A 21,280-nucleotide genomic window follows, 5' to 3' on the forward strand; every position below is an offset into this window, starting at 1 on the left:
TCTCCAGTCGGTCAAAGGTTTTGTGCGAGAGCGTCCACAGCTGAGATCACGGCGTCTTCTGCGTCCCGCTCGCCGACGGTGACCCGCACCCCCTCGCCAGGGAACATCCGGACCGAGACACCCTGGGCGACGCAAGCCGCTTCTAGTGCAGAAGCTCTCTCGCCGAGAGGGATCCACACGAAGTTCGCTCCGCTGGGGACGGACTCGACGCCGCGCAGAGCCAATTGCTCACGTAGGTGAGCGCGACCCTGCGTCACCGTTTCGACTATCGAATCGGTGTGCGCCGGATCGGTCAACGCTGCGCAGGCCGCGGCCTCGGCAACGGCGCTGAGCCCGAAGGGCGGTGCCGCGCTGGAAAGATCCGCTGCGATCGCCGGATTGGTGATGGCATAGCCGGCCCGAAGGCCGGCCAATCCGTAAGCCTTGGAGAAGGTTCGGAATACGACGATGTTGGGAAAGGCTCGAAGCAGGTCGACGCCGTCGACATCGCTGGTCGCGAACTCCCGGTAAGCCTCGTCCAGAAGGATGAGGACGTCACCCGGGATCGAGCGGGCGAACGAGACGAACTCGGCGGTCGAGAACTCGCTTCCGGTCGGATTGTTGGGGTTGCAGACGAGTACCGCGCGGGTCTGCGGAGTCACGGCTGCCGCCATTGCACTCAGATCGTGCCGATGTTCGGAATCGAGTGCGACGGGTACACCGCTCGCCCCAGCGATTCCGATCAGAATCGGGTACGCCTCGTAGCTGCGCCACGGGTAGACGACTTCGGTGCCCGGGCCCGTGTATGCGGTCAGTACCTGCTGGAGCAGTGCCAACGACCCGGCGCCGACCAATACCTGGTCGTCGCCGACGCCCAGGCGGTCGCTCAACCGGGCGATCAGCGTGTCGCCGAACAGCGACGGATACAAGTGCGAGTGTGAGGCCGCGAGATTGACGGCCTCGAGAATTGCCGCCGAGGGTGCAACCGTCGACTCGTTGCTCGACGCCCGCCACCGAACCTGCTCGAGGCCGGCGGCTTTGGAATATCGAGGGAGTGCTTCGATTTCGGGTCGGGGGCGAGGCCGCAGCGCTCCGGGCGCGCTCATGCCAGGGCGCCGATCGCGTTCTCCGCGGCCGCAACGAGTGCACCGGATGCCGCCAAGTCCACCGCCGCCTCGATCTCGGGGGACAGGAAGCGATCGGTGCCCGGCCCCTGCACCTTCTCGCGCAGGGTCCGAAGGACGGCTCCGGTGGCTGGTGAGGGTTCGAGTGGGGAGCGCAAATCGATTCCTCGTGCTGCAGTGAGTATCTCGATCGCGAGAACGCGGGTGAGACCGTCGATGGACCGGCGGAGCTTACGTGCACCCGACCATCCCATGGAGACGTGATCTTCCTGCATGGCCGAGGAGGGAATCGAATCGACGCTGGCGGGGCTTGCGAGTCGCTTGAGTTCGGACACGACGGCAGCCTGTGTGTACTGCGCGATCATCAGTCCGCTGTCGACTCCGGGGTCGTCGGCAAGGAAGGGAGTCAGACCGTGGTTGCGTGCTACGTCGAGGAAGCGGTCGGTGCGGCGTTCGCTGATCCCCGCGACATCCGCGGTCACGATGGCGAGGAAGTCCAAGACGTAGGCCACGGGAGCTCCGTGGAAGTTTCCGTTGGATCGAACCCGTCCGTCGAGGGTGACAACGGGATTGTCGACAGCACTGGCTAATTCGCGCCCGGCGACGAGGCGGGCGTGATCGACGGTGTCGCGTGCGCCGCCGGCGACCTGCGGTGCGCACCGCAGTGAGTACGCGTCTTGAACCCTGGTGCAGTCAGGGCCCGCATGGCTGGCGACGATCGGGGAATCGGCAAGCAGACGCACCATGTTCGACGCGGCCGCGCCCTGGCCGGGGTGGGGGCGAAGCGTTTGGAGGTCCGCGGCGAACACCTGATCGGTGCCGAGCAAGCCCTCGACGCTCATGGAGGCAGCGATATCGGCCAACTTGAGCAGATGATCGAGATCGGTGATCGCAAGGGCCAGTTGGCCGAGCATCCCGTCGGTACCGTTGATCAGTGCGAGGCCTTCTTTCTCGGCCAGAACCACCGGTTCGAGGCCATGGGCAGCCAATGCCGTTGCCGCATCGGTGAGTTCACCGTCGGCGGTGCGGACGGAACCTTCGCCGATGATTGCCATCGCCACATGAGCCAGTGGTGCCAGATCTCCCGAGCATCCGAGGCTGCCGTATTCGTGCACCACCGGGGTGATGCCTGCGGTGAGTAGGTCGGCGTACGCCTGTGCGACCACGGGGCGCACTCCGGTCCTTCCGGTGGCGAGCGTCGACAGGCGCAGAAGCATCAAGGCCCGGATCACTTCGCGTTCGACTTCCGGTCCCGAACCTGCCGCGTGTGAGCGGATCAGGCTGCGCTGCAACTGCGTCCGCAGATGCGCCGGAATGTGCCGGGTGGCAAGTGCGCCGAATCCGGTGGAAACCCCGTAGACCGGCGTGGGATCTGCGGCCAGGGCCTCGATGCGTGCACGACTTTCGGCGATCGCGGTCAGTGATTCCGCGGTCAATGCGACGCCGTAACCGTTGCGCGCGACGTCGACGACGTCGGCGATGGTGACAGCCCCGATTCCGACCTCAATGGTTCGGGTGGCTGTATGGGTGGCAGGGGTGGCGTTCATGGGACTCCAATGATGATGCGGTGGTGATCCAGCAAGTCTTGTATACGAGACTCTAGTCTTGAATATGAGACGAAAACAAGGCCCGCAAAGTACGCAGCGGAGAAATTGGCTACATGTCTGCGGTCGGGGTCTCCACCATTCGATCTCCGAGATCGGCGGAGAACTCGGCGCTGACGGCGCGCACTCGGTCGGCGATCAGGGCACTCTCCTCGGCCGATTTGGAGCCGGAGAGGAAGGTGACGCCGAGAGCTGCGACCGGACGACCGTCCCGCGTGATCACGGGGCTGGCGATGCAATTGATCCCGGATGTCGTCGCATTCTCTTCGACCGCATATCCGCTCTCACGTGCTGCGGCGAGCAGTTCTCGCAGTTCGGCGAGCGTCGACGGTCCCGTTCCGGTCCGCGTCGGCCAGGTGTATCCCTCGTAGAGCGCGCTGATCTGTTCCACGTCCAGACGGCTCAGAATCGCGCGTCCGACTGCGGTGAGATGCGCTGGAAGGCGAGTCCCGATTTCGGTCACCAATCGCACGCCCGGCTTCAGTGGTTCACGTTTGTCGAGGTAGATGACGTCAGAGCCCTGTAGTACCGCCAGATGAGACGTCTCATCCGTCGACTGAGTGAGTGCCAGCATGAATCGTTGGCCCTCACGGTGAAGTGGGCCCGAGCGCATGTACGACGCACCGACTTCGAACGCCGAGACACCCAGGGTCCAGGCGCGTTGATCAGCCCAGTACGAGACGAACCGTCGATCCCGCATGACATTGAGGAGATGATGCGTCGTACTCTTCGGCAGCTCGAGGGCGCTCGAGATTTCGGCCGTCGCCAGCGGCACACCCCGGCGGGCCAGGAGATCGAGCACGTCGAGCACGCGCTCAGCAGATTTCACGCGACTCGTCGTCATGTGGGGTGTGTCCTTACGAGTAGGTAGGAAATCCGGAGCGGGGAACCACATTGTCTCGGATACGAGACTGAATCGCCAAGTGCTCGGGGTGGTCAGGGAGCCTGGCTGCCGAGTTCCGCGGACAACCGGGCGCAGTGCTCCACCAAGACGCGACCGTGGCTGGCGCAGACCTCGTCCGTCAGACGGAATGTCGGGCCGACGACGCTGAGCGCTCCGGCTATCTGACCGACTGCGTTGTAGATCGGCGCGGCAACTCCGGTCGAGTGATCCTCGATGGTGTCGTGCGCAATGGCGTACCCGCTCTCTCCTACCTTGCCGCTCAACGCTGCGCCGACGGCGGTGCCGTCCAGGGGAACGCTCTGTCCCACCCACCCCATGTGGCGGATCGCGTGCGTGCCCTCGATCTGATCGAGATACAGCGCAGTGTCTTTCGGTCCCATCGTCGACAGGTAGGTCGATTCCCTCGTGGTTTCGGCGATGGCCTTCATCGCGGGCCGGGCTCTCGGCAACAGTTGATTGTCACCGAGAGCGCGAGCCCCGATCTGCAGTAGCCGCGGGCCGACGCGATAGACGTTGTCCTCGCCGCGAACGACGAACTCGGTTTGTTCGAGGCTTCTGATCAGGCGAAGGGCGGTACTGGTTGCCAGATCGGTTGCCTTGGCGGCGTCGCCGAGCGTCAATCCGCCGTGCTCGACGATCGCACCGAGAAGTTCGAACGTGCGATTCGCGCTGCGGGTCACGTCGCCGGGGGCCATGTCCTACTCCAAGTGCCGAGGGATGTCTGCGCTGAATCTATCGCGAGCCCGGCAGTACCTCACCGTGGTGCTCGTCCAGCAGGGGACTGCGGCGGACATCGGGGCGTTGGCTCTCACCGAACACGACGGGTTGTCGTACGTAGGAGATCTTTCCTGCTACCGGGTGCTCGAACGATTCGACGACTCCGCGATACTCGGCCTGTGCGGAGGTGAGTGCCTGCTGGACGTCCCAGATCTCCGAGCCGGCGAGGCCCGCGTCGCCGAGAATGCCGACCACGTCGGCGACGGTCTTTCCGGCAGCCCAGTTTTCGATCTCCTTGCGCAGTGCCGGCTCGTTCTCGGTCCGGGCGGTGTCGTCGGCAAATCGAGGATCTGCGATCAGGTCGATGCGATTCATCGTCTGCGCCAATTTCTCGAAGCCGGATTGGCTCGCAACCGCGAGGACAAAGAGTCCGTCGTCGGCCCGATAGGTGTCGAATGGTGTTGACACCGGATGACGGTTACCGACGCGTGGGGGAGTGAGCCCGGTGGATTGCAGTTGGCTGTGTGCTGTCGGCAGCATGGCGAGCATGCTGTCGAACATCGCGACGTCAAGGTGCTGCCCGAGTCCGGTCGCCCGTGCACTCAGCAGGGCGGTACTGATTCCCCAGGCGGCGAACAGCCCGGCGACCAGGTCTCCGAACGACTCACCCAACCGTGTCGGCCCGGATTCCTCCGAACCGGTGATGCTCATGATTCCCGAAAGAGCCTGGACTACAAGGTCGTAGGCGGCGGCGCCGGACATGGGACCGTCCTGTCCGAAACCGGAGATGGACGCGTACACGATCCGCGGATTGCGAGCCCGCGCAGCCTCGTAGTCGATTCCCAGGCGCTTGGTGACGCCCGGGCGAAAGTTTTCCACGACGACGTCGGCGGTCTCGATGAGCGTCAGCAGCGCCTCACGGTCCTCGTCGTCCTTGAGGTTGAGTGCCACCGAACGCTTGCCACGATTGAGCACGTTGAAGTAGATGCTCTCGCCGTCGCGGAACGGGCCGAGGTGCCGAGAGTCTTCACCGTGTTCGGATTCGATCTTGACGACGTCCGCACCGGCGTCCGAAAGCAGTGCGGTGCAGTAGGGTCCGGCGAGGACGCGCGAGAGGTCGATGACCCGGATGCCGTCGAGTGGGGGAAGTGCAGACATGTCCGCGCCTTTCAGAAATCGGTGGAACGCGGCGACGGAGCGTTGCCGGCAATGGTGAGCAATTGGATCTGCGAGGTGCCCTCGAAGATGCGGAGAATGCGGCAATCGCGGTACAGGCGTTCGATTTCCGATTCGCGCATGAATCCCGCGCCGCCGTGGATCTGCACGGTTTGATCGACGATCGAGAAGCAGGCCTCGGTGGCGACGTACTTCGAAATCGATGCGGCGCGGCGGATGTCCTGACCGGCGTCCTTGACGTCGGCGGCCCAGTCTGCGGTGACGCGTGACGCGACCAGTTGCGCGTCGCAGCCACCGAGGAGTAGCTGAATTGCCTGGAAGTCGAAGATCGGCGTGCCGAACTGCTTTCGCTCCGTTGCGTACTCGCGTCCCAGTTCCCAAGCGCGCAAAGCGATGCCGTTCGCCATTGCCGCCACGTCGATGCGCGCACGGTTCAGGGCGGTCAAGGCGATGTTGCCGCCGCGACCTTCGGTGCCGATCACCGAGTCGAGCGGCAGCACGACGTCGTCGAGGTAGACGGTATATGTCGGAGCCGAACGAATTCCCATCTTGTCCTGCGGCTCCGAGTAACTGATTCCCGGAGTGCCCTTGGGGACGACGAAGGCGGTGATGCCGCGGAATCCTGCGCTCGGGTCCGTCTTGGCGAAGAGCACGACCAGGTCGGCTTCCTTCGCGTTGGAGATGTACGTCTTGGATCCGGAGAGATGCCAGCCGTCGTCCTCGCGTCGAGCGACGGTACGCATCGAGGCGATGTCGGAGCCGGCGTCGGGTTCGGTGAGTGCAAATCCGGCCAGCAGTTCGCCCGACGCGAGCTGGGGCAACCAGCGGTGCTTCTGCTCTTCGGAACCGCCGACGAGAATCGGCTCGAGGCCCAGGTAGTGCGCGGTGTAAATCGATGCCAGTGCGGCGTCGGTGCGTGCAACTTCTTCGATGGCGACCAGTTGGGTTCGTGTCGACAGGCCCAGACCGCCGAATTCCTCCGGCACGGAAATGCCCATGAGGTCCTGCTGTCCGAGGCGCTTGACCAGCTGCGCCGGAAACTCTTTGGATTCGTCGCGTGCGGCTGCTCCGGGTTGGATCTCGGCGTTGGCGAAGGCTCGGACGGTGCTGCGGAACTCAGCGAGATCAACGCTGTCGATGTCGTGCGCGGTCTGGGTGGTCACGGGGGGCTCCTTCGAAGCGAGGTAGTTCACGAATTTCATCTAATGGAATCTAATTGCCACTAGTTGGCACGACTGACTATGGCTGAGGGTGGCGAATTTGTCCAGGGGTGGAGCTGTTGTGTCGCGGCTCACGTTCTGCAATGATCAACTTGTCTAAACCTGTATAGACAAGTTGATCGCGGATCGAACCCACTACAAGTCGGAAGCAGCGTGGCTTTCGGCGGAAGGTGCTGACATGAGCCTCGTTTCAGTCGACACGACACCGGACTCCGAGAATGTGAGGAGGGTGTGCAGTACGTATTTCGAGGGCTTGTCGGCTGATCGATACGCGGCGCTCGCCGAAGACCGCAAGCTTGCGATGGTCGCCGCGCACATGGATCTTTCGCGCCGACGGGGACACAACTCGTCGATCTCGAGACTCGCGCCGGCCGGGGAGCTGGGGGACGGGCCGGCAATTCAATACGTCGGCGACGACATGCCGCAGCTCGTCGAAGCGGTACTGGCGACACTTGCCCGCGCGCGCATGGAGCCGGAATTCGTGGTGCACCCTGTGCTTCGCACAGTCGTGCATCCGGCGCACAGCACCGAAGACGCCCGGGTCGGGGAGCGTGCCGAATCATGGATCCACATAGGACTACCCGCACATTGTTCGGACGCGCAGGCGCAGGTGATCGCTGATGACGTCGGCGGAATCCTCGACCGTATCGCGCGTGCCTTCCGCGATTCCGTGCCCCTGCGAGATCTCGTCGACGAGGCGCGCGGGCAACTGACCTCGGGCGGTCACGCCGAAGAAGCTGACTTCCTCCAGTGGTGCAGTGCCGGAAATTTCAGTGTCGTCGGCGGTGCGCGAACAATCGACAGGCACGAGCCGTACACCCTCGGCGTGCTCCCCGATCCAACCGGCTCTTCGGATTCGAAGGCGGTGCCCCTCGCGATCGGAGTGGTGTACCTCGGGCAAGGGTTCGGTGGATCCGCATACGCCACAGAGATCGACGTGTCAGTCGGTGACCGTGAATACCGATTCATCGGGTCCTTCACCTCGACCGGACTTGTCGCAGACGTCAGGCGAACCCCCCTCGTGCGAGGGCGCGTCGCAGACATCTTCGACGCCTCCGGATCCACCGTGGATTCGTTTGTCGGACAATCGATGCTGGCGGTGATTCAGTCGATTCCGATCACAGTCCTCTTTGCCGCCGACCCGGCCCGAATTGCGGACGCACTGGACGAACTCACTTCTGTGGACGGCCGCACGTCGTTCCATCTGTTCCTGCAACCCGTGGGATGCTCTCCGACGACGGGGCAAGACCAGGAGCTGTCGGCTTTGCTGTTCGTTCCGCGCGAGAAATTCAGTACGACGATCAGAACAACGGCCGAGTCGGTACTCGCCGAGGCGCTTGGTGCCCGCACCATCGAGTTCTCCAGTCGAGTATCGGAATCTCCCTTGGCCGTCGTGCATTTCACGGCCACAGTCGGCGGCGGCGCGAACTTTGCATCGGCGCGACAAGCGCGGGAGATTCGGGATCTCGTCGTCGACGCGTGCCTGACGTGGGACGAGCGTTTCGTTCTGGATGCTTCGCACTACGACGAGCAGCGCAGGCGTGCTCAGTTCGCCGAGCGAGTTCCGGTGGCGTACAAGCAGGATTTCGACGCCGTCCGAGCCGCCGAGGACATGGCGGTATTCGACGGCCTCGAACTCGGAGAGGTGAGCCCACGGTTGGCCCGATCTGTCGACGGACCCGGTACTCACCGACTCGGGCTGTACGTATCGGGTGACCCGCTCTCGCTGGGCGAGGTGCTGCCCGTATTGCAGAGCCTGGGCGTCGACGTGGTCGACGAGCGTCCGTACGAGCTCGTCTCGGCAGGCTCGGAACAGTCCTGGATCTACGAGTTCACGCTCGACTATCCGAGTGCGCCGGTCGAAGGCTTCGACAACTTTGCCGCGCGGTTCGCGGCGACGTTTGCCGCGGTTCGAAACGGCTCCGCCGAGCCGGACTCGTTCAACGAACTTGTCGCGATCGCCGGACTCGGTTGGAAACAAGTAGTGGTGCTGCGGGCATACGCGGAGTTCTTGCAGCAAGCAGGATTTCCGTACAGCGCCAGTCGCGTCGCCGAGGTACTTGCCGATCATCCCGAGATCGCCGCCGGTCTGTGCGAATTGTTCGAGAGCCGTTTCGATCCCGACGTCGTAGACGGAGATCGAGGTGCGCGTGCAGCAGCGGAGGTGGAAACAGCCATGGCACAAGTGCAAGGACTCGACGCCGATCGGATCCTGCGCGCATTGTCCGAACTGGTCCGTAACACGTTGCGTACCAACTACTTCGTCTATGGCACCGAATCGCTCGGCGCACTCTCGTTGAAGTTCGATTCGGAGAAACTGTCCGTACTGCCCTTCCCTCGACCGAAGTTCGAGATATTCGTGTACTCACCCGATGTAGCAGGTGTGCACCTTCGCTTCGGTACGGTTGCCCGCGGCGGCTTGCGCTGGTCGGATCGGAAAGAGGACTTCCGCACCGAGGTACTGGGATTGGTGAAGGCGCAGGCAGTCAAGAACGCAGTCATCGTGCCTGTCGGTGCGAAGGGCGGATTTGTCGTCAAACGCCCGCCGGTTCCAGGACAGGGTGTAGACGCGGACCGAGAAGCCACGTTGGCGGCCGGGATCGAGTGCTACCGATCCTTCATTCGCGGACTACTCGATCTGACCGACAACGTCGACAAGCAGAGCGGCGCCGTTGTCGCGGCGCGAAGGGTCGTTCGCCACGACGGGGACGACACTTATCTTGTTGTCGCCGCGGACAAGGGCACTGCAAAGTTCTCCGACATCGCGAACGACGTTGCCGCGCAGTACGGATTCTGGCTCGGCGACGCCTTCGCATCCGGCGGATCGGTCGGCTACGACCACAAAGCCATGGGTATCACGGCGAAGGGCGCCTGGGAGAGTGTCAAGCGGCACTTCCGGGAATTCGGCGTCGATACCCAGCACGACGACTTCACCGCGGTGGGGATCGGAGACATGAGTGGTGACGTCTTCGGCAACGGTATGTTGTGCAGCAAGCACATTCGTCTCATCGCGGCGTTCGATCATCGGCACGTGTTCGTCGACCCGAACCCGTCACCTGAGCGCTCGTACGACGAGCGATCACGTCTCTTCTCGCTCCCACGATCGTCGTGGGCCGACTACGACCCGACCTTGATCAGTGCGGGTGGCGGAGTGTGGGAACGCTCGGCGAAGCGCGTTCCGATCAGTGACGAGATGCGACAGGCACTGGGTCTCGACGCCGACGTCACCGAACTGACTCCACCGCAACTGGTTCGGGCGATTCTGCGGTCCCCGGCAGATCTCTTGTGGAACGGCGGCATCGGAACGTACGTCAAGGCCTCCGGTGAGTCCGACCTCGAAGTCGGCGACAAGAGTAATGACGCGGTTCGGGTGAACGGCAACGGAGTGCGTGCACGTGTGATCGGTGAAGGAGGCAACCTCGGCCTCACCCAAGCAGGACGAATCGAATACGCGCGTATCGGCGGACGGATCAATACAGACGCCCTCGACAATTCCGCGGGAGTCGATTGCTCCGATCACGAGGTGAACATCAAGATCCTTCTCGACTCCCTGATCAGCTCAGGCGTCGTCGCGGACTCACATCGCGACGCACTGCTCGAATCGTTGACCGATCAGGTCGCCGAACTCGTTCTTGCAGACAACCGTTCACAGAACGAACTGATGGGCACCACGCGTGCGGATGCGGGGGCAATGATCGGCGTGCACGGCAGAGTGATTTCGAACCTCGAATCTCGCGGAATCGTCGACCGCGTCATCGAAGGGTTTCCGACCAAGAAGCAGTTCGCCGCGGCCGAGAAGACGGGAACGGGGCTGACGTCGCCGGAACTCGCCACACTGATGGCCCACGTCAAACTCGATCTGAAATCCACGCTGTTGGCTGGAAGCTCGATCGACAACCAGATCTACCGCAAGGCGCTGGTGAACTACTTTCCGGAGGGCGTTCGAGATGCAGGGGGCGACGCCCTCGACCGGCACCCACTGCGGCGCGAGATCGTCGCGACCGTGCTGACGAACAACGTCATCGATCGGGGCGGCATCACCTATGCGTATCGGCTCGGTGAAGAGGTCGGCGCTGATCCGGAAGACGCGGTACGTGCCTTCACCGTGGTTTCCGAGGTGTTCGGACTGTGGAAGTTGTGGCACGACATCAGCAAAGCCTCGATCTCGACCGCCGTATCCGACGAGTTGATCCTGCTCACCAGGCGACTGCTCGACCGGGCGTCACGGTGGATGCTGACGCGTCGGCCGCAACCGCTGGCCGTCGGGGCCGAGATCAGCAGATTCGGTGATCGCATCGCGGAGGCGTCGACCGAGCTCGATGACTGGCTGGTAGGCGCAGATCAGCGGAACCTGGCTGCGCGAACGGTCCTCATCACGGACAAGGGCGCGCCGGAGAACCTGGTCAGGCGAGTGGAGATATTGCTCGATCAGTTCGGACTGCTCGATGTGGTGGAGATCGCTGACCTCGCCGATCGCGCAATCTCGGAGACCGGTGAACTCTACTTCCGGCTCGGTGAGCATGTTGGGCTCGTCCCGATGCTCAATCGAGTGTCGGCATTGAGCAAGGACGGAAAATGGAACGCATTGGCGAGGTTGTCGCTGCGGGACGAGTTGTACTCGACGGTGCGGGCCTTGACCCTCGACGTCTTGGCCGACGCGGAAGCGGGTGACTCGACAGCGGAAAAACTCTCCAGGTGGGAAGAAAGGAATGCGTCGAGAATCGAGAGGTCGACTCTCGCGCTCGCCGAGATCGAGGCATCGGGGCAACACGATCTTGCTGCGCTTTCGGTTGCGACGAGCCAATTGCGGCGCATGGTGGGCTAGGCCCGGCGCGGACGCCCGCGGATTGATCGGAAAGGTGCGCGAGACGGATAGACTTCGAAGGCCGAACGGGAGAACCGACTCGGTGGTTTTCGACGAACGGGTGGTGGCGATGGCGATTGCTGAAGTGGACGCAGAACTCGCCGTGCTGTTCAACGAGGCAGGCGGCGAGTCCGCCCCTGCCTACGAACGGGTGAAGAACCTGGTGGTCTCGCAGATCAATTCGGGTCGGTGGACCGAAGGCGATCAGCTGCCTTCGGAAAATCAACTGGTCAGTGCACTTGGGTTGTCACGTATGACGATCAACCGAGCGCTTCGTGAACTCACCAGCGACGGTCTGATCGTGCGGATGATGGGGGTCGGTACTTTTGTCGCCGCCACGAAGACCGCGTCCCCGCTGTTCGAAGTAAAGAACATCGCCGACGAGATTCAGCGCCGCGGCCACCGTCATCGAACCGAGGTCGTCTTCGTTCGTGAGGAAGAAACCGACCACGGGCAGACGTTCCTTCGTGAATCGGTGGGCAAACGGGTGTTCCATTCGCTGATGGTGCACTTCGAGGACGAAACCCCGATTCAGGTGGAAGACCGGTTCGTGAATCCGAACGAGGCGCCCGACTATCTGCGCCAGGACTTCACCGCGATCACCCCCAACAACTACTTGAGTGACGTTGCGCCTCTGGTTCGCGGCGAGCATGTCGTGGAAGCAGTGTTAGGTAGCCCGGACGAATGCGAGCTGCTCCGCATCGATCGAGGGGAACCGTGTCTGCTGATTCGCCGCCGCACCTGGTCGGCCAACGGGTTGGTCAGTGCGGCGCGCTTGATCCACCCCGGTTCACGCAATCGCTTGGAAGGAACCTTCGAGCGCTGATCGTTTCGAGTGGGGAGTCCTGAACGCAGGCTCGTCCGATCGCACCATTTTCGGGGTCGAGTTCGGTGCAATCGACCAGGACGTGACTGCGAGCACACTGAGATCATGGGTGGACGGTTATTGCTTCCGCAACCTCACTTCCCGACGAGTGAGACCTGAGCGGATCGCAGCAACGCTGTCTACGCCACTGGCTTCCATGATCGAAGGAGTTCGACCTGTGACCGACTTGCCCAAGGACCTACTTGTCGCCCCGAAGTGGCAGGAACGCCTCGACGAACTGGCAGCCAAGCATTCGGTACCTGGGGCGCAGGTCGGTGTGATCGCGCTGGGCGAAGACGGTGCAGCGGATATCCGTGTCATCACCACCGGAGTGACGAGTCTGAACACGCGTGTCGACGTCGACGCAGACACCCTGTTCCAGTACGGATCCGCGAGCAAGATCTGGACGACGACGCTGATCATGCAGCTCGTCGACGAGGGCAAGCTGACGCTGGACACCCTGGTGGTGGAGGTGCTTCCGGAGTTCACGATCGCGGATCCTTCCAACACGAAGGAAATCACGATCCGCCAGTTGCTCACGCACACAAGCGGTATCGACGGAGACCTGTTCAACGACACCGGCGACGGCGACGACTGCGTCGAGAAGTACGTCGACGAACTCGCGACCGCGATCAGCGTCACCGAGCCCGGCGGGCATCTGAGTTACAGCAATGCAGGTTTTGCCGTTGCCGGCCGTATCGTCGAGGTTCTTCGTGAGATGACGTGGGACGAGGCGTTGGTCGAATACCTCTGGAAGCCACTCGGATTGACGCACATCATCACCAAGGCCAAGGATGCCCCGCTGTTCCGCACCGCCGTCGGTCATGTGGCGAACCCGGATCGGACGTCGCCGGACAAGGTGGTTCCGACCAAGCAGTGGCTGCTTCCTCGCGGTATCGGTCCGGCCGGGATCATCACCGGATCCGTCAGCTCGCTTCTGACCTTCGGCGCTGCACACATGCGTGACGGCCTCGCGTTGACGGGTGAACGCATCCTGTCCGAAGAATCCGCGCGTCTGATGCGCACCCCACAGTTCGACCTGACCGCGGTTTCGAGCGTCGATCAGGCCTGGGGGCTCGGCTGGATCCTGTCCGACTGGGGCGGTGTGACGTCCGCGCAGCACGGTGGTGCGACGATCGGCCAGATCACTCGTTTTCACACCTTCCCCGAGCTCGGCCTGGCCATGGCAGTTGTCACCAACTCGCGTGGTGGCGGCGCCCTGGCTCACGACATCGAGAAGGAGATCGCTCAGGAACTCGATCTCGTTCTGCCGGAGCCGAAGTCCGAACCGGATGCAGCAGACATCGATCTGTCTCACATTCTCGGGACCTATGAATCGACAACCGTTCGAATCGAACTCACGCGTGGCGACGACGGCGGATTCCAGGTTCAGAACTTCGCCAAGGTCGAGATCGACGGCGAGCCGCCGGCCCCGCCCACCAAGGTCGTGCCTCTGTCTGCTTCCCGGTTCTCGATCAGTAACGAGAGCGCTTCTGGCGAGATGGCTCACCTCACGATCGATGGCGAGGAATATCTGTACATGACACGGCTTTTCAAGAAGATTTCCGACTAGCCGCGGCGAGATGATTCTCTCCGCTGAATGAAATCTCGGGCAGGTCGAGGGCGATGAGGGCCCTCGACCTGCCCGCACTACTTTCTCGAGGAAAACTCATGTTGAAACCTCTCGCTCCTTTTCCGGACGTGAATCACCCAGCGGCACTGGATGCTTACGGCCTTGCGCCGGTCATCGACGGTCACAACGATCTGGCATGGACGGCTCGCGAAACTGCCGCATACTCGGTGGAAAATCTGGAGAAAGATTCCATCTTCCAAACCGACATCGACAAACTCGGTCGCGGTGGCGTCGGTGCGCAGTTCTGGTCGGTTTACACCCCGTGTGACAGGACGGAGGCCGAGGCTGTTCAGTACACACTCGAACAGATCGACTACGTGTACCGGATGATCGAGCGGTACCCGGATACTTTCGAATTCGCGCGCACCGGTGACGACGTGCGTCGCATCTGGAGCGAGGGCAAGGTCGCGTCATTGTTGGGCGCGGAGGGCGGTCACAGCATCGGCAGTTCGCTCGGCGTTCTGAGAATGATGGCGCGCCTTGGTCTTCGGTACATGACTCTGACGCACAACGACAACACCGGGTGGGCGGACTCCGCGACGGACACTCGAGTACACGGCGGGCTGACCGACTTCGGTCGCGAGATCGTGCGCGAAATGAACCGGCTCGGCGTGCTCGTCGACCTGTCGCACGTCTCGGTGGAAACGATGAGAGATGCCATCGAGACGTCGTCGGCGCCGGTGATCTTCAGCCATTCGTCCTGCACTCAGCTATGCGGTCACCCCCGCAACGTTCCCGACGACGTCATGAGGCTGCTCGCGGACAACGGCGGGGTCATCATGATCGCCTTTGTGCCCATGTTCCTTTCTTCCGAGTACAACGAGTGGTTCAAAGGCGGGCGGGTCGGCCCACGGCCGGCGATGACGGTGGACCATCTGGCCGATCACGTCGAGCATGCCCGAGACGTCGCGGGCATCGACCACATCGGTTTGGGTAGTGACTACGATGGGTTCGACGACTTTCCGGACGGTATGCAGGACGTATCCGGTTTCGCGGTGTTGATAGACCGTCTGGCGGAACGCGGTTGGTCCGCGGAGGACTTGGCAAAGCTGATGGGCAACAACGTGTTGCGTGTGCTCGACGAGACCAGTGCGGCCTCGATATCGAGCCTTTCCTAGCCGTATCGACGCCCGAGAAGATGAGGATGAGAATGAAGAAGATTCGTACCGTTGCACTGAAGGTGGTTGCTTCGGTGTCCGTAGTTCTGGTTGTGCTGGTATCGATAGCGCTCGTATTCAACGTCGGCTCCAGCAAGGCGAACGTTCCGACCGCGGAAACGGGCAACCAGTTCGTGTCCGTCGACGGCAAGAACATGAGCTACTCGATTCGCGGCAGCGGTGATCGGACCATCGTGCTGCTGCCCGGGTTCGGAACGTCCGCGCCGATCCTCGACTTCAAGTCACTCATCGACGAGCTTGCACCTGACTACCGCGTTGTCACGATCGAGCCCTTCGGCTACGGATACAGCGACGCAACCGACAAGGACCGCACGGCTGAGAACATCGTCGAAGAGATACACGAGGCTGTGCAGGCCTTGGGGATTGACGAATACATCCTCATGGGTCACTCCATCACAGGTGTTTATGCCTTGGACTACACCGCGAAGTACGGCGACGAGGTCACCGCTTTCGTGGGCATCGACAGCAGCGTCCCGGGGCAGCCGAACATGGACACCAAGTTCCCGATCGAAGTCTTCCGCGTTGCAAAGAAATTGGGCTTCTCCGACGTTCTGGCGAAACTCGGTGGCAGTGAGGAAACCGATGCCTACCTCGATGAAGCCGAGAAGGCAGAGATGAGCCGACTGGTCGCGAAGAACAACTTCAGCGACACGTATCTCAACGAAATGGATCACCTTTCCAGCAACTTCGCCGCGGCGATCGGCAAGACGTTCCCTGCCGATCTCCCGATTCTGTTGTTCGCTGTACAGAATTCCAAGGTCCAGGGCTGGACAGAGCTGCACGAAGAACAGGCAGCATCGGTCGATCATGGTGAACTGGTCTTGCTGGACGGAGACCACTACCTACACCACACCAAGTCGAAGGAGATCGCCGAGAACCTCGAAAGGTTCCTGGGCGAGCTGAACTGAAACTCGTAGGACGTTAATGTTGAATGCGGGGCCATCGAGTCGAGATGGTCCCGCTTCTTCTTTCTCTACTGATCGTTCGGAGGCATTGTGGCGCAGACCTTGTCACGTGAGGAACTGGCGAGTGCGCTGGACTCGGCGTATTCGAAACTCGACGCGTTACTCGACGGCGTCGTCGAGGCCGATGCGTTCGACGCCGTTGCCGTCGATGCGTGGACGGTGCACGACGTACTCGCTGTGCGTGTCTGGTGGGCAGAGGCCGTCGTAGAGTGGATAGGTGCCGGACTGCGAGACGAGACACCGCAGACGCCGGCTGCGGGTTACAAGTGGACGCAAACACCCGCGCTGAACCAGTCGGTGGTCGAGGCGAGTGCAGGTACGTCGGTTCGAGAGCTTCGGGATCGTTTGCGCGCGGCTGTCGCAGCGCTGCGTCGATACGTGGGAACTCTCGAAGACGATCAACTGCTGTCGGTCGGGGTTTTCTCGTGGACCCGGACGTGGCCGGTCTCGAGGTGGATCGCCGTCAACACGATCACCCAATACGCGTCGTTGTCGAAAATGATTCGGCGAGTGCTGAAGTCGAACAATCAGCCCTGAAGTCGATGCATCCGCCATATGTCCGGTCCGTCGGGGAGCGAGGTCTGGCCGACGATCGTGAAACCGAACCGTTGGTACAGCGGGAGATTTCGTTCGGTCGACGTGTCGAGCCAGCAAGCCTGTTCGGTTCGATCCAGTTCCGCCAAAGCATGTTTCAGTAGTGCAGAGCCCAATCCACTGCCCTGCGAATGCGGTGTCGTACCGATCGTTGCCAACGACCACGCGTGCTCGAGGGCGGGAAGCGCAGACAGTTGTTCGTCAGCCTGGAGAACGCGCTCGAACCGATCTCCGTGCAGTTCCACGATCTTCTCGACAGTCGCTTCATCAGGCTCCGGGGCGTCGGGCGGCAGGACTGCGATGACGCCGTTGCCTGAATCATCGATGTATGAACGTCCGAACGGTAGTGCCAGGTGTTCGAGGTAGATCCGTTGTAGAGCGGCGACCCGTTCCATGTGAGAGTCTTCGGCGACGCACCAGTTCGTCCAGGGATAGTCGGCAAAAGCCTCGCCGAGAACCTCGGCGGCACGGTCGAGGTCGTCGATGGACAGCGGTCGAACAGAATTCTGCATAGTGCCACTTCAGCACAATGGAGTCTTCCGTCGCCACTCGATTTCGGCGGTGTAGCAGGTGCGCGGGCCGTGGTCACGTACTTGTGAGTTCATTCAAGAAAGTTGGACGCGGCTGTCGATCCTGCGTTCACTGGTAGTGATCGGGTAATCGCCGAGCTGTCAATTTCGGGCACATGAGATCCGGGTACGGCGATTCCCCGCGAAGGGAATGAATATGAACAGGCTCGAAGGCAAAAATGTAGTGATCACCGGCGCCGCCAGCGGAATCGGGCGTGCAGCAGCACAACTCATGGCGGCAGAAGGCGCCAAGGTGCTGGTCGCCGACCTCGATCCAGCTCGAGCGGAGGAAGCAGCGGCGGCGATACGCGAGACCGGCGGCACTGCGCTGGGTTTCGGCGTCGATGTCATGAACGAGGAGTCTCTGGCAGCGATGATCGAAAGGGCGGTCGCCGAATTCGGTGGCATCAACGTCTTGTGCAATCACGTGGGCGGTAGTAATCCGCGCAAGGATCTCGACCTGCTCCGGATGGACCTGGACGAGTGGGATCGCGTGATGTCGCTCAACGTCCGCAGCACTGTCGTCGCTTCACGACTTGCCATTCCGCACATGAACAGTGCCGGTGGAGGATCGATCGTCAACACGGCCTCGGTAGGTGGATTGATCGGGGATTCCCTGCAGTCTGCCTACGGATCCGCCAAAGCGGCAGTCATTCGTCTGACGCAGTACATCGCAGTCCAGTACGGAGCAAACGGTGTTCGATGCAACGCCGTAGCGCCGGGCGCGATCATGACACCCGCACTCGTGGACAACATCCCTGCTGATGTCATCGACGGCATGAAGCAGGCAAACGCGCTGCCCTACCTCGGTGAGCCCGAAGACATCGCACACGCCATGCTCTACCTGGCCTCGGACGAATCTCGCTACATGACGGGGCAGACCTTGGTGGTCGACGGTGGACTCACCAGCAAGAGTCCACTCGCGACCGGCCGTTCGTCGATGTTGAGCTGAGTCAGCTCCGCCAACCGCTGGGGCCGGCGCCCAGAACCTCGATGGATCCCTGACTGGCGTGTGAATGCTTGGTGCGGTGCGTCATTCGCCACCTTCCGTCGATTCGGGTCCAAGAATCGTGGTAGTCGCCGAGGGTGAAGAAGTTCAGGTGAGCTTTGCTCCCGGTGCCCACATGCATGTCGCTGACATAGGAGCGGCTGGTGGCAATATCACCGACCACCTCGACCAGCACGTTGCCGATCAGATGTTGGGTGGGACCGCACTCGTCGAGGAACGAGCGGATGGAAGCCACTACCTCGGCAGGTCCACGAAGAGTTCCGGTTCCCAGTTCTGCCGTAGCGTCCGGAGTCATGATCCGGTGGAGTTCATCCCAGTCCCGCGCGTCCATGGCTCGGGCGAACTCGAAAATGGAGCGGGTGATCTCGCGTTCGTCGAGAAGAGTGGTGATGTCGACGCCCATGCTGTGCGCCTTTCTTAACGTCGGGGGGTTAATAAAGGCGCACAGCAGAAGTCAGCGGTTCAGCAGCTTGCGCATCGCTTCGGCAGCGCCCTTGACCATCTTGTCTCGGGGGAAGCCGCTGCGCTTCTTGGCGCCTTCGTAGTTTCCTGCAGCAACCCAGATCGGGCCGTCGGCAAGGTGTTCGAGGCCTTCGCGTGCAACATCCTCGGGCTCTGCGACGTTCATGCCCGGGATGTCGAAGTTCAATCCCGCGCGAATCATGGCCGGCGTGCGAGTGACGCCGAGAATGAACTCGACGACGTGAACGCCGTACGGCTGAAGTTCGAGCCACAGGCTTTCGGCGAAGATGCGACCGAAAGCTTTCGAGGCCGCGTAGATGCTCTGGTGCTCGGAGCCCATGAATCCGGCCAGCGAACCGAGCAGCATGATGCCGCCTCGTCCGCGATCCTTCATCAAACCGCCGAAGTGGTGCGAGAGTTCGAGTTGCTTGTTGATGTTCAGCTCGATGACTCCGGCGAATCCCTTCAGATCACCGGTCACGAACTCGTGGCCGTAGCTGTTGGCGCCGGCGTTGAAGATGAGCAGGCCGACCTCGACGTCGTCGGTGACAGCCTTGATCTGGTCGAGCGCGTCGGGAACCAATAGATCCAGTGCGAGAGTGCGTACTTCGACGCCGTTGGCGCGTGCCTTGGCCGCAGTCTCCTCGAGCGGCCCCGGCTTGCGGGCGATGAGAACGAGGTTGATGCCGATCTTGCTGAGCTCGTCGGCGAACCCTGCGCCGACACCTTCGGAACCGCCGGCGATGACTGCCCACGGGCCGTAGTACTGGGGATCGATCATTACTACCTTCTTCGAAAGATGTTGGCTCGGCTAGTGAAACGGAGCGGGTACTGGTTCGCTGTCGTCGACGATCGGCTGAGGTACCGGCTCGTCGTTGAGAATCTCGAGCTTGCCGGCCGTTGCAGCGTTCACGATGGACGCGATCAAGGCGCCGCACTCCTTGCGGGGAGCACCGGGTCGTCCCTCACGTTGCCCGAATTCACGGTCGTCGGCGATTTCGAGGCACTGGGCGCGGGCCTGGTCACTCCACTGAACTGTGGTGTGTTCCCAACTGTTCTTCTGGACCAGGACCTGCGCCTTGCACTCAGCGCACTGAAGAGGCTGCATCTTCGTCTGCCTTCTTCGCAGCGAGGTTGTCTTCGACTTCCTTCTGCCAGGCGGCGACGGGTCGCGCGGTGTCGAGTTCGAATTCGAAGCGTTCGGTCATCTCGGGAGCAATGTCCGCGACGTCGACGTAGAACTGTTCGTACCAGCGACGGAGCTGGTAGACCGGGCCGTCTTCTTCGCACAGGAGCGGGTTCTCGATGCGAGTCTTGTTCTTCCAGATCTCGACGTCCTGCTCGAAGCCCTTGGCGATGAACGTACCGAAGTTCGCGGCCATCGCGTCGGCGGCTTCACCCTGGAAGCGATCGGACTTCTTGACGATGATGCCGTACTGGAGCACGAACTTGTCAGCGCTGACCGGGTAGTGGCAGTTGATGAGCACAGAGTCGACGTTGTAGTCCTCGTACTCGTAGGTCAGGTCGTCGACCATGAAGGAGGGGCCGAAGTATGTCGCAACCGAGTTGCTGCCGACCATCTTCGGGGTGCCTGCTGCGTGGGGACGCATATCGGAGCGAGCGACGCCGCGCATGTACTGCGTTGCGGCGTGGCCTTCGAAGACGTTCTTGAAGTACGTCGGGAAGGAGTAGTGCACGTAGAAGAAGTGCGCCATGTCGACGATGTTGTCGACGATTTCACGACAGTTGGTGTCGACGGTCGTGGTGTACCAGACCCAGTCGCTCCACTCGTCGCTGAGCGCGCCTTCGATACGGGGGATGGCTACGTCGTCGGTCGGCGGGTTGCCCTCGGGGTCGTGCCAGACGAAGAGCATGCCGTCCTGGTCGAGGGTCTGCCATGCGCGCGTCTTGGCCAGCGGGGGAACGCGGCGTGCATAGGGAATCTTTTGGCACTTGCCGTTGCCGCCCCAGCGCCAATCGTGGAACGGACAGGCAATGGCGTCGCCCTTGATGGTGCCCTGGCTCAGGTCGCCACCCATGTGACGGCAGTACGCGTCGAGGATCTTGACGTTGCCTTCACTGTCGGCGAAGACGACGAGCTTGGTGCCGAACGCCTCGATGGAGTGCGGCTGGCCGTCCTTGAAGGACTCCGTGAGCCCAATGCAGTGCCATCCACGTGCAAAGCGAGTAGGCGCGGTTCCAGCTTGGATCTCGCGAACTTCGTCGTTGTCGGACTGATTGATCGTCACGATGAGTCCCGTCCTTTCCAGGGTCAGTGTCGACGCCCGACGCTAGGGGAGCGTGAATTACCGCTGGGGCCTCGTCTCACTGGCCGGGACCAGCGGCGAGCGCAAGGATCCGGCGGCTGATCCCGGCCTCCGGGACTTCCGATCATCGGAACGCGTGACCGACATATC

Annotated in this window: 18 protein-coding genes; 7 read left to right on the forward strand and 11 right to left on the reverse strand. The window is 62.1% G+C overall.

Annotated features, from left to right (window positions below):
- Positions 1 to 11: 11 nt before the first annotated feature.
- From R4P70_RS04270 to R4P70_RS04295, 6 genes are all read right to left on the reverse strand, one after another.
- Positions 12 to 1,085, reverse strand: coding sequence for a histidinol-phosphate transaminase (locus R4P70_RS04270; RefSeq protein ID WP_070795659.1), 1,074 nt, complete (start codon positions 1,083 to 1,085; stop codon positions 12 to 14).
- On the reverse strand, positions 1,082 to 2,650 hold the full coding sequence (gene hutH / locus R4P70_RS04275) for a histidine ammonia-lyase (protein ID WP_046379310.1): 1,569 nt from the start codon (positions 2,648 to 2,650) through the stop codon (positions 1,082 to 1,084). The genes R4P70_RS04270 and hutH overlap by 4 nt, the downstream gene beginning before the upstream one ends.
- A gap of 109 nt (positions 2,651 to 2,759) precedes the next feature.
- Positions 2,760 to 3,551, reverse strand: coding sequence for an IclR family transcriptional regulator (locus tag R4P70_RS04280; protein ID WP_029256284.1), 792 nt, complete (start codon positions 3,549 to 3,551; stop codon positions 2,760 to 2,762).
- Positions 3,552 to 3,643: 92 nt separating this feature from the next.
- Entirely contained in the window at positions 3,644 to 4,306 is a 663-nt protein-coding gene (locus tag R4P70_RS04285) for an IclR family transcriptional regulator (RefSeq protein ID WP_020909174.1), read from the reverse strand.
- A gap of 37 nt (positions 4,307 to 4,343) precedes the next feature.
- Complete coding sequence (locus tag R4P70_RS04290; RefSeq protein WP_029256282.1) at positions 4,344 to 5,486, reverse strand: CaiB/BaiF CoA transferase family protein; 1,143 nt, start codon at positions 5,484 to 5,486, stop codon at positions 4,344 to 4,346.
- Positions 5,487 to 5,497: 11 nt separating this feature from the next.
- Positions 5,498 to 6,667 carry an acyl-CoA dehydrogenase family protein gene (locus R4P70_RS04295; protein WP_019745344.1) on the reverse strand — a complete coding sequence of 390 codons (1,170 nt, stop codon included), beginning with the start codon at positions 6,665 to 6,667 and terminating at the stop codon, positions 5,498 to 5,500.
- A 235-nt stretch (positions 6,668 to 6,902) separates the two neighbouring features.
- On the opposite strand from R4P70_RS04295, the gene R4P70_RS04300 reads away from it, so the two are divergent.
- The 6 genes from R4P70_RS04300 (at position 6,903) to R4P70_RS04325 (ending at position 16,766) form a co-directional block, all read left to right on the forward strand.
- The gene (locus R4P70_RS04300; RefSeq protein WP_317830445.1) at positions 6,903 to 11,549 is read left to right on the forward strand and encodes an NAD-glutamate dehydrogenase; all 4,647 of its coding nucleotides are present in this window, start codon (positions 6,903 to 6,905) and stop codon (positions 11,547 to 11,549) included.
- Positions 11,550 to 11,658: 109 nt separating this feature from the next.
- Positions 11,659 to 12,414 carry a histidine utilization repressor gene (hutC, locus tag R4P70_RS04305; RefSeq protein WP_024487384.1) on the forward strand — a complete coding sequence of 252 codons (756 nt, stop codon included), beginning with the start codon at positions 11,659 to 11,661 and terminating at the stop codon, positions 12,412 to 12,414.
- 217 nt (positions 12,415 to 12,631) lie between these two features.
- Positions 12,632 to 14,026, forward strand: coding sequence for a serine hydrolase domain-containing protein (locus R4P70_RS04310; protein ID WP_029537034.1), 1,395 nt, complete (start codon positions 12,632 to 12,634; stop codon positions 14,024 to 14,026).
- A 98-nt stretch (positions 14,027 to 14,124) separates the two neighbouring features.
- Positions 14,125 to 15,204 (forward strand): dipeptidase, encoded by a 1,080-nt coding sequence (locus R4P70_RS04315; RefSeq protein WP_020909170.1) that lies wholly within the window; start codon positions 14,125 to 14,127, stop codon positions 15,202 to 15,204.
- Between the two features lie 32 nt (positions 15,205 to 15,236).
- Entirely contained in the window at positions 15,237 to 16,172 is a 936-nt protein-coding gene (locus R4P70_RS04320; RefSeq protein WP_029256278.1) for an alpha/beta fold hydrolase, read from the forward strand.
- Between the two features lie 87 nt (positions 16,173 to 16,259).
- Positions 16,260 to 16,766 carry a ClbS/DfsB family four-helix bundle protein gene (locus R4P70_RS04325; RefSeq protein WP_021331966.1) on the forward strand — a complete coding sequence of 169 codons (507 nt, stop codon included), beginning with the start codon at positions 16,260 to 16,262 and terminating at the stop codon, positions 16,764 to 16,766.
- On the opposite strand, the gene R4P70_RS04330 is transcribed toward R4P70_RS04325, so the two are convergent.
- Positions 16,757 to 17,335, reverse strand: a complete 579-nt coding sequence (locus tag R4P70_RS04330) for a GNAT family N-acetyltransferase (RefSeq protein WP_317830446.1) — start codon at positions 17,333 to 17,335, stop codon at positions 16,757 to 16,759. The genes R4P70_RS04325 and R4P70_RS04330 overlap by 10 nt on opposite strands.
- Positions 17,336 to 17,549: 214 nt before the next feature.
- Between R4P70_RS04330 and R4P70_RS04335 the strand changes: the two genes are divergently transcribed.
- Entirely contained in the window at positions 17,550 to 18,344 is a 795-nt protein-coding gene (locus R4P70_RS04335; RefSeq protein ID WP_019745337.1) for an SDR family NAD(P)-dependent oxidoreductase, read from the forward strand.
- 1 nt (position 18,345) lies between these two features.
- On the opposite strand, the gene R4P70_RS04340 is transcribed toward R4P70_RS04335, so the two are convergent.
- The 4 genes from R4P70_RS04340 to R4P70_RS04355 are packed head-to-tail and all read right to left on the reverse strand — an operon-like array spanning position 18,346 to position 21,112.
- Entirely contained in the window at positions 18,346 to 18,804 is a 459-nt protein-coding gene (locus R4P70_RS04340) for a nuclear transport factor 2 family protein (RefSeq protein WP_021331968.1), read from the reverse strand.
- 51 nt (positions 18,805 to 18,855) lie between these two features.
- On the reverse strand, positions 18,856 to 19,644 hold the full coding sequence (locus tag R4P70_RS04345; RefSeq protein WP_020970821.1) for an SDR family NAD(P)-dependent oxidoreductase: 789 nt from the start codon (positions 19,642 to 19,644) through the stop codon (positions 18,856 to 18,858).
- A 30-nt stretch (positions 19,645 to 19,674) separates the two neighbouring features.
- Positions 19,675 to 19,971 (reverse strand): hypothetical protein, encoded by a 297-nt coding sequence (locus R4P70_RS04350; RefSeq protein WP_019745334.1) that lies wholly within the window; start codon positions 19,969 to 19,971, stop codon positions 19,675 to 19,677.
- Positions 19,949 to 21,112 (reverse strand): Rieske 2Fe-2S domain-containing protein, encoded by a 1,164-nt coding sequence (locus tag R4P70_RS04355; protein ID WP_019745333.1) that lies wholly within the window; start codon positions 21,110 to 21,112, stop codon positions 19,949 to 19,951. Before R4P70_RS04355 ends, R4P70_RS04350 begins: the two co-directional genes overlap by 23 nt.
- Positions 21,113 to 21,280: the final 168 nt, after the last annotated feature.

The organism is Rhodococcus sp. IEGM 1241 (assembly GCF_033142365.1).
Lineage (GTDB): Bacteria > Actinomycetota > Actinomycetes > Mycobacteriales > Mycobacteriaceae > Rhodococcus_F > Rhodococcus_F erythropolis.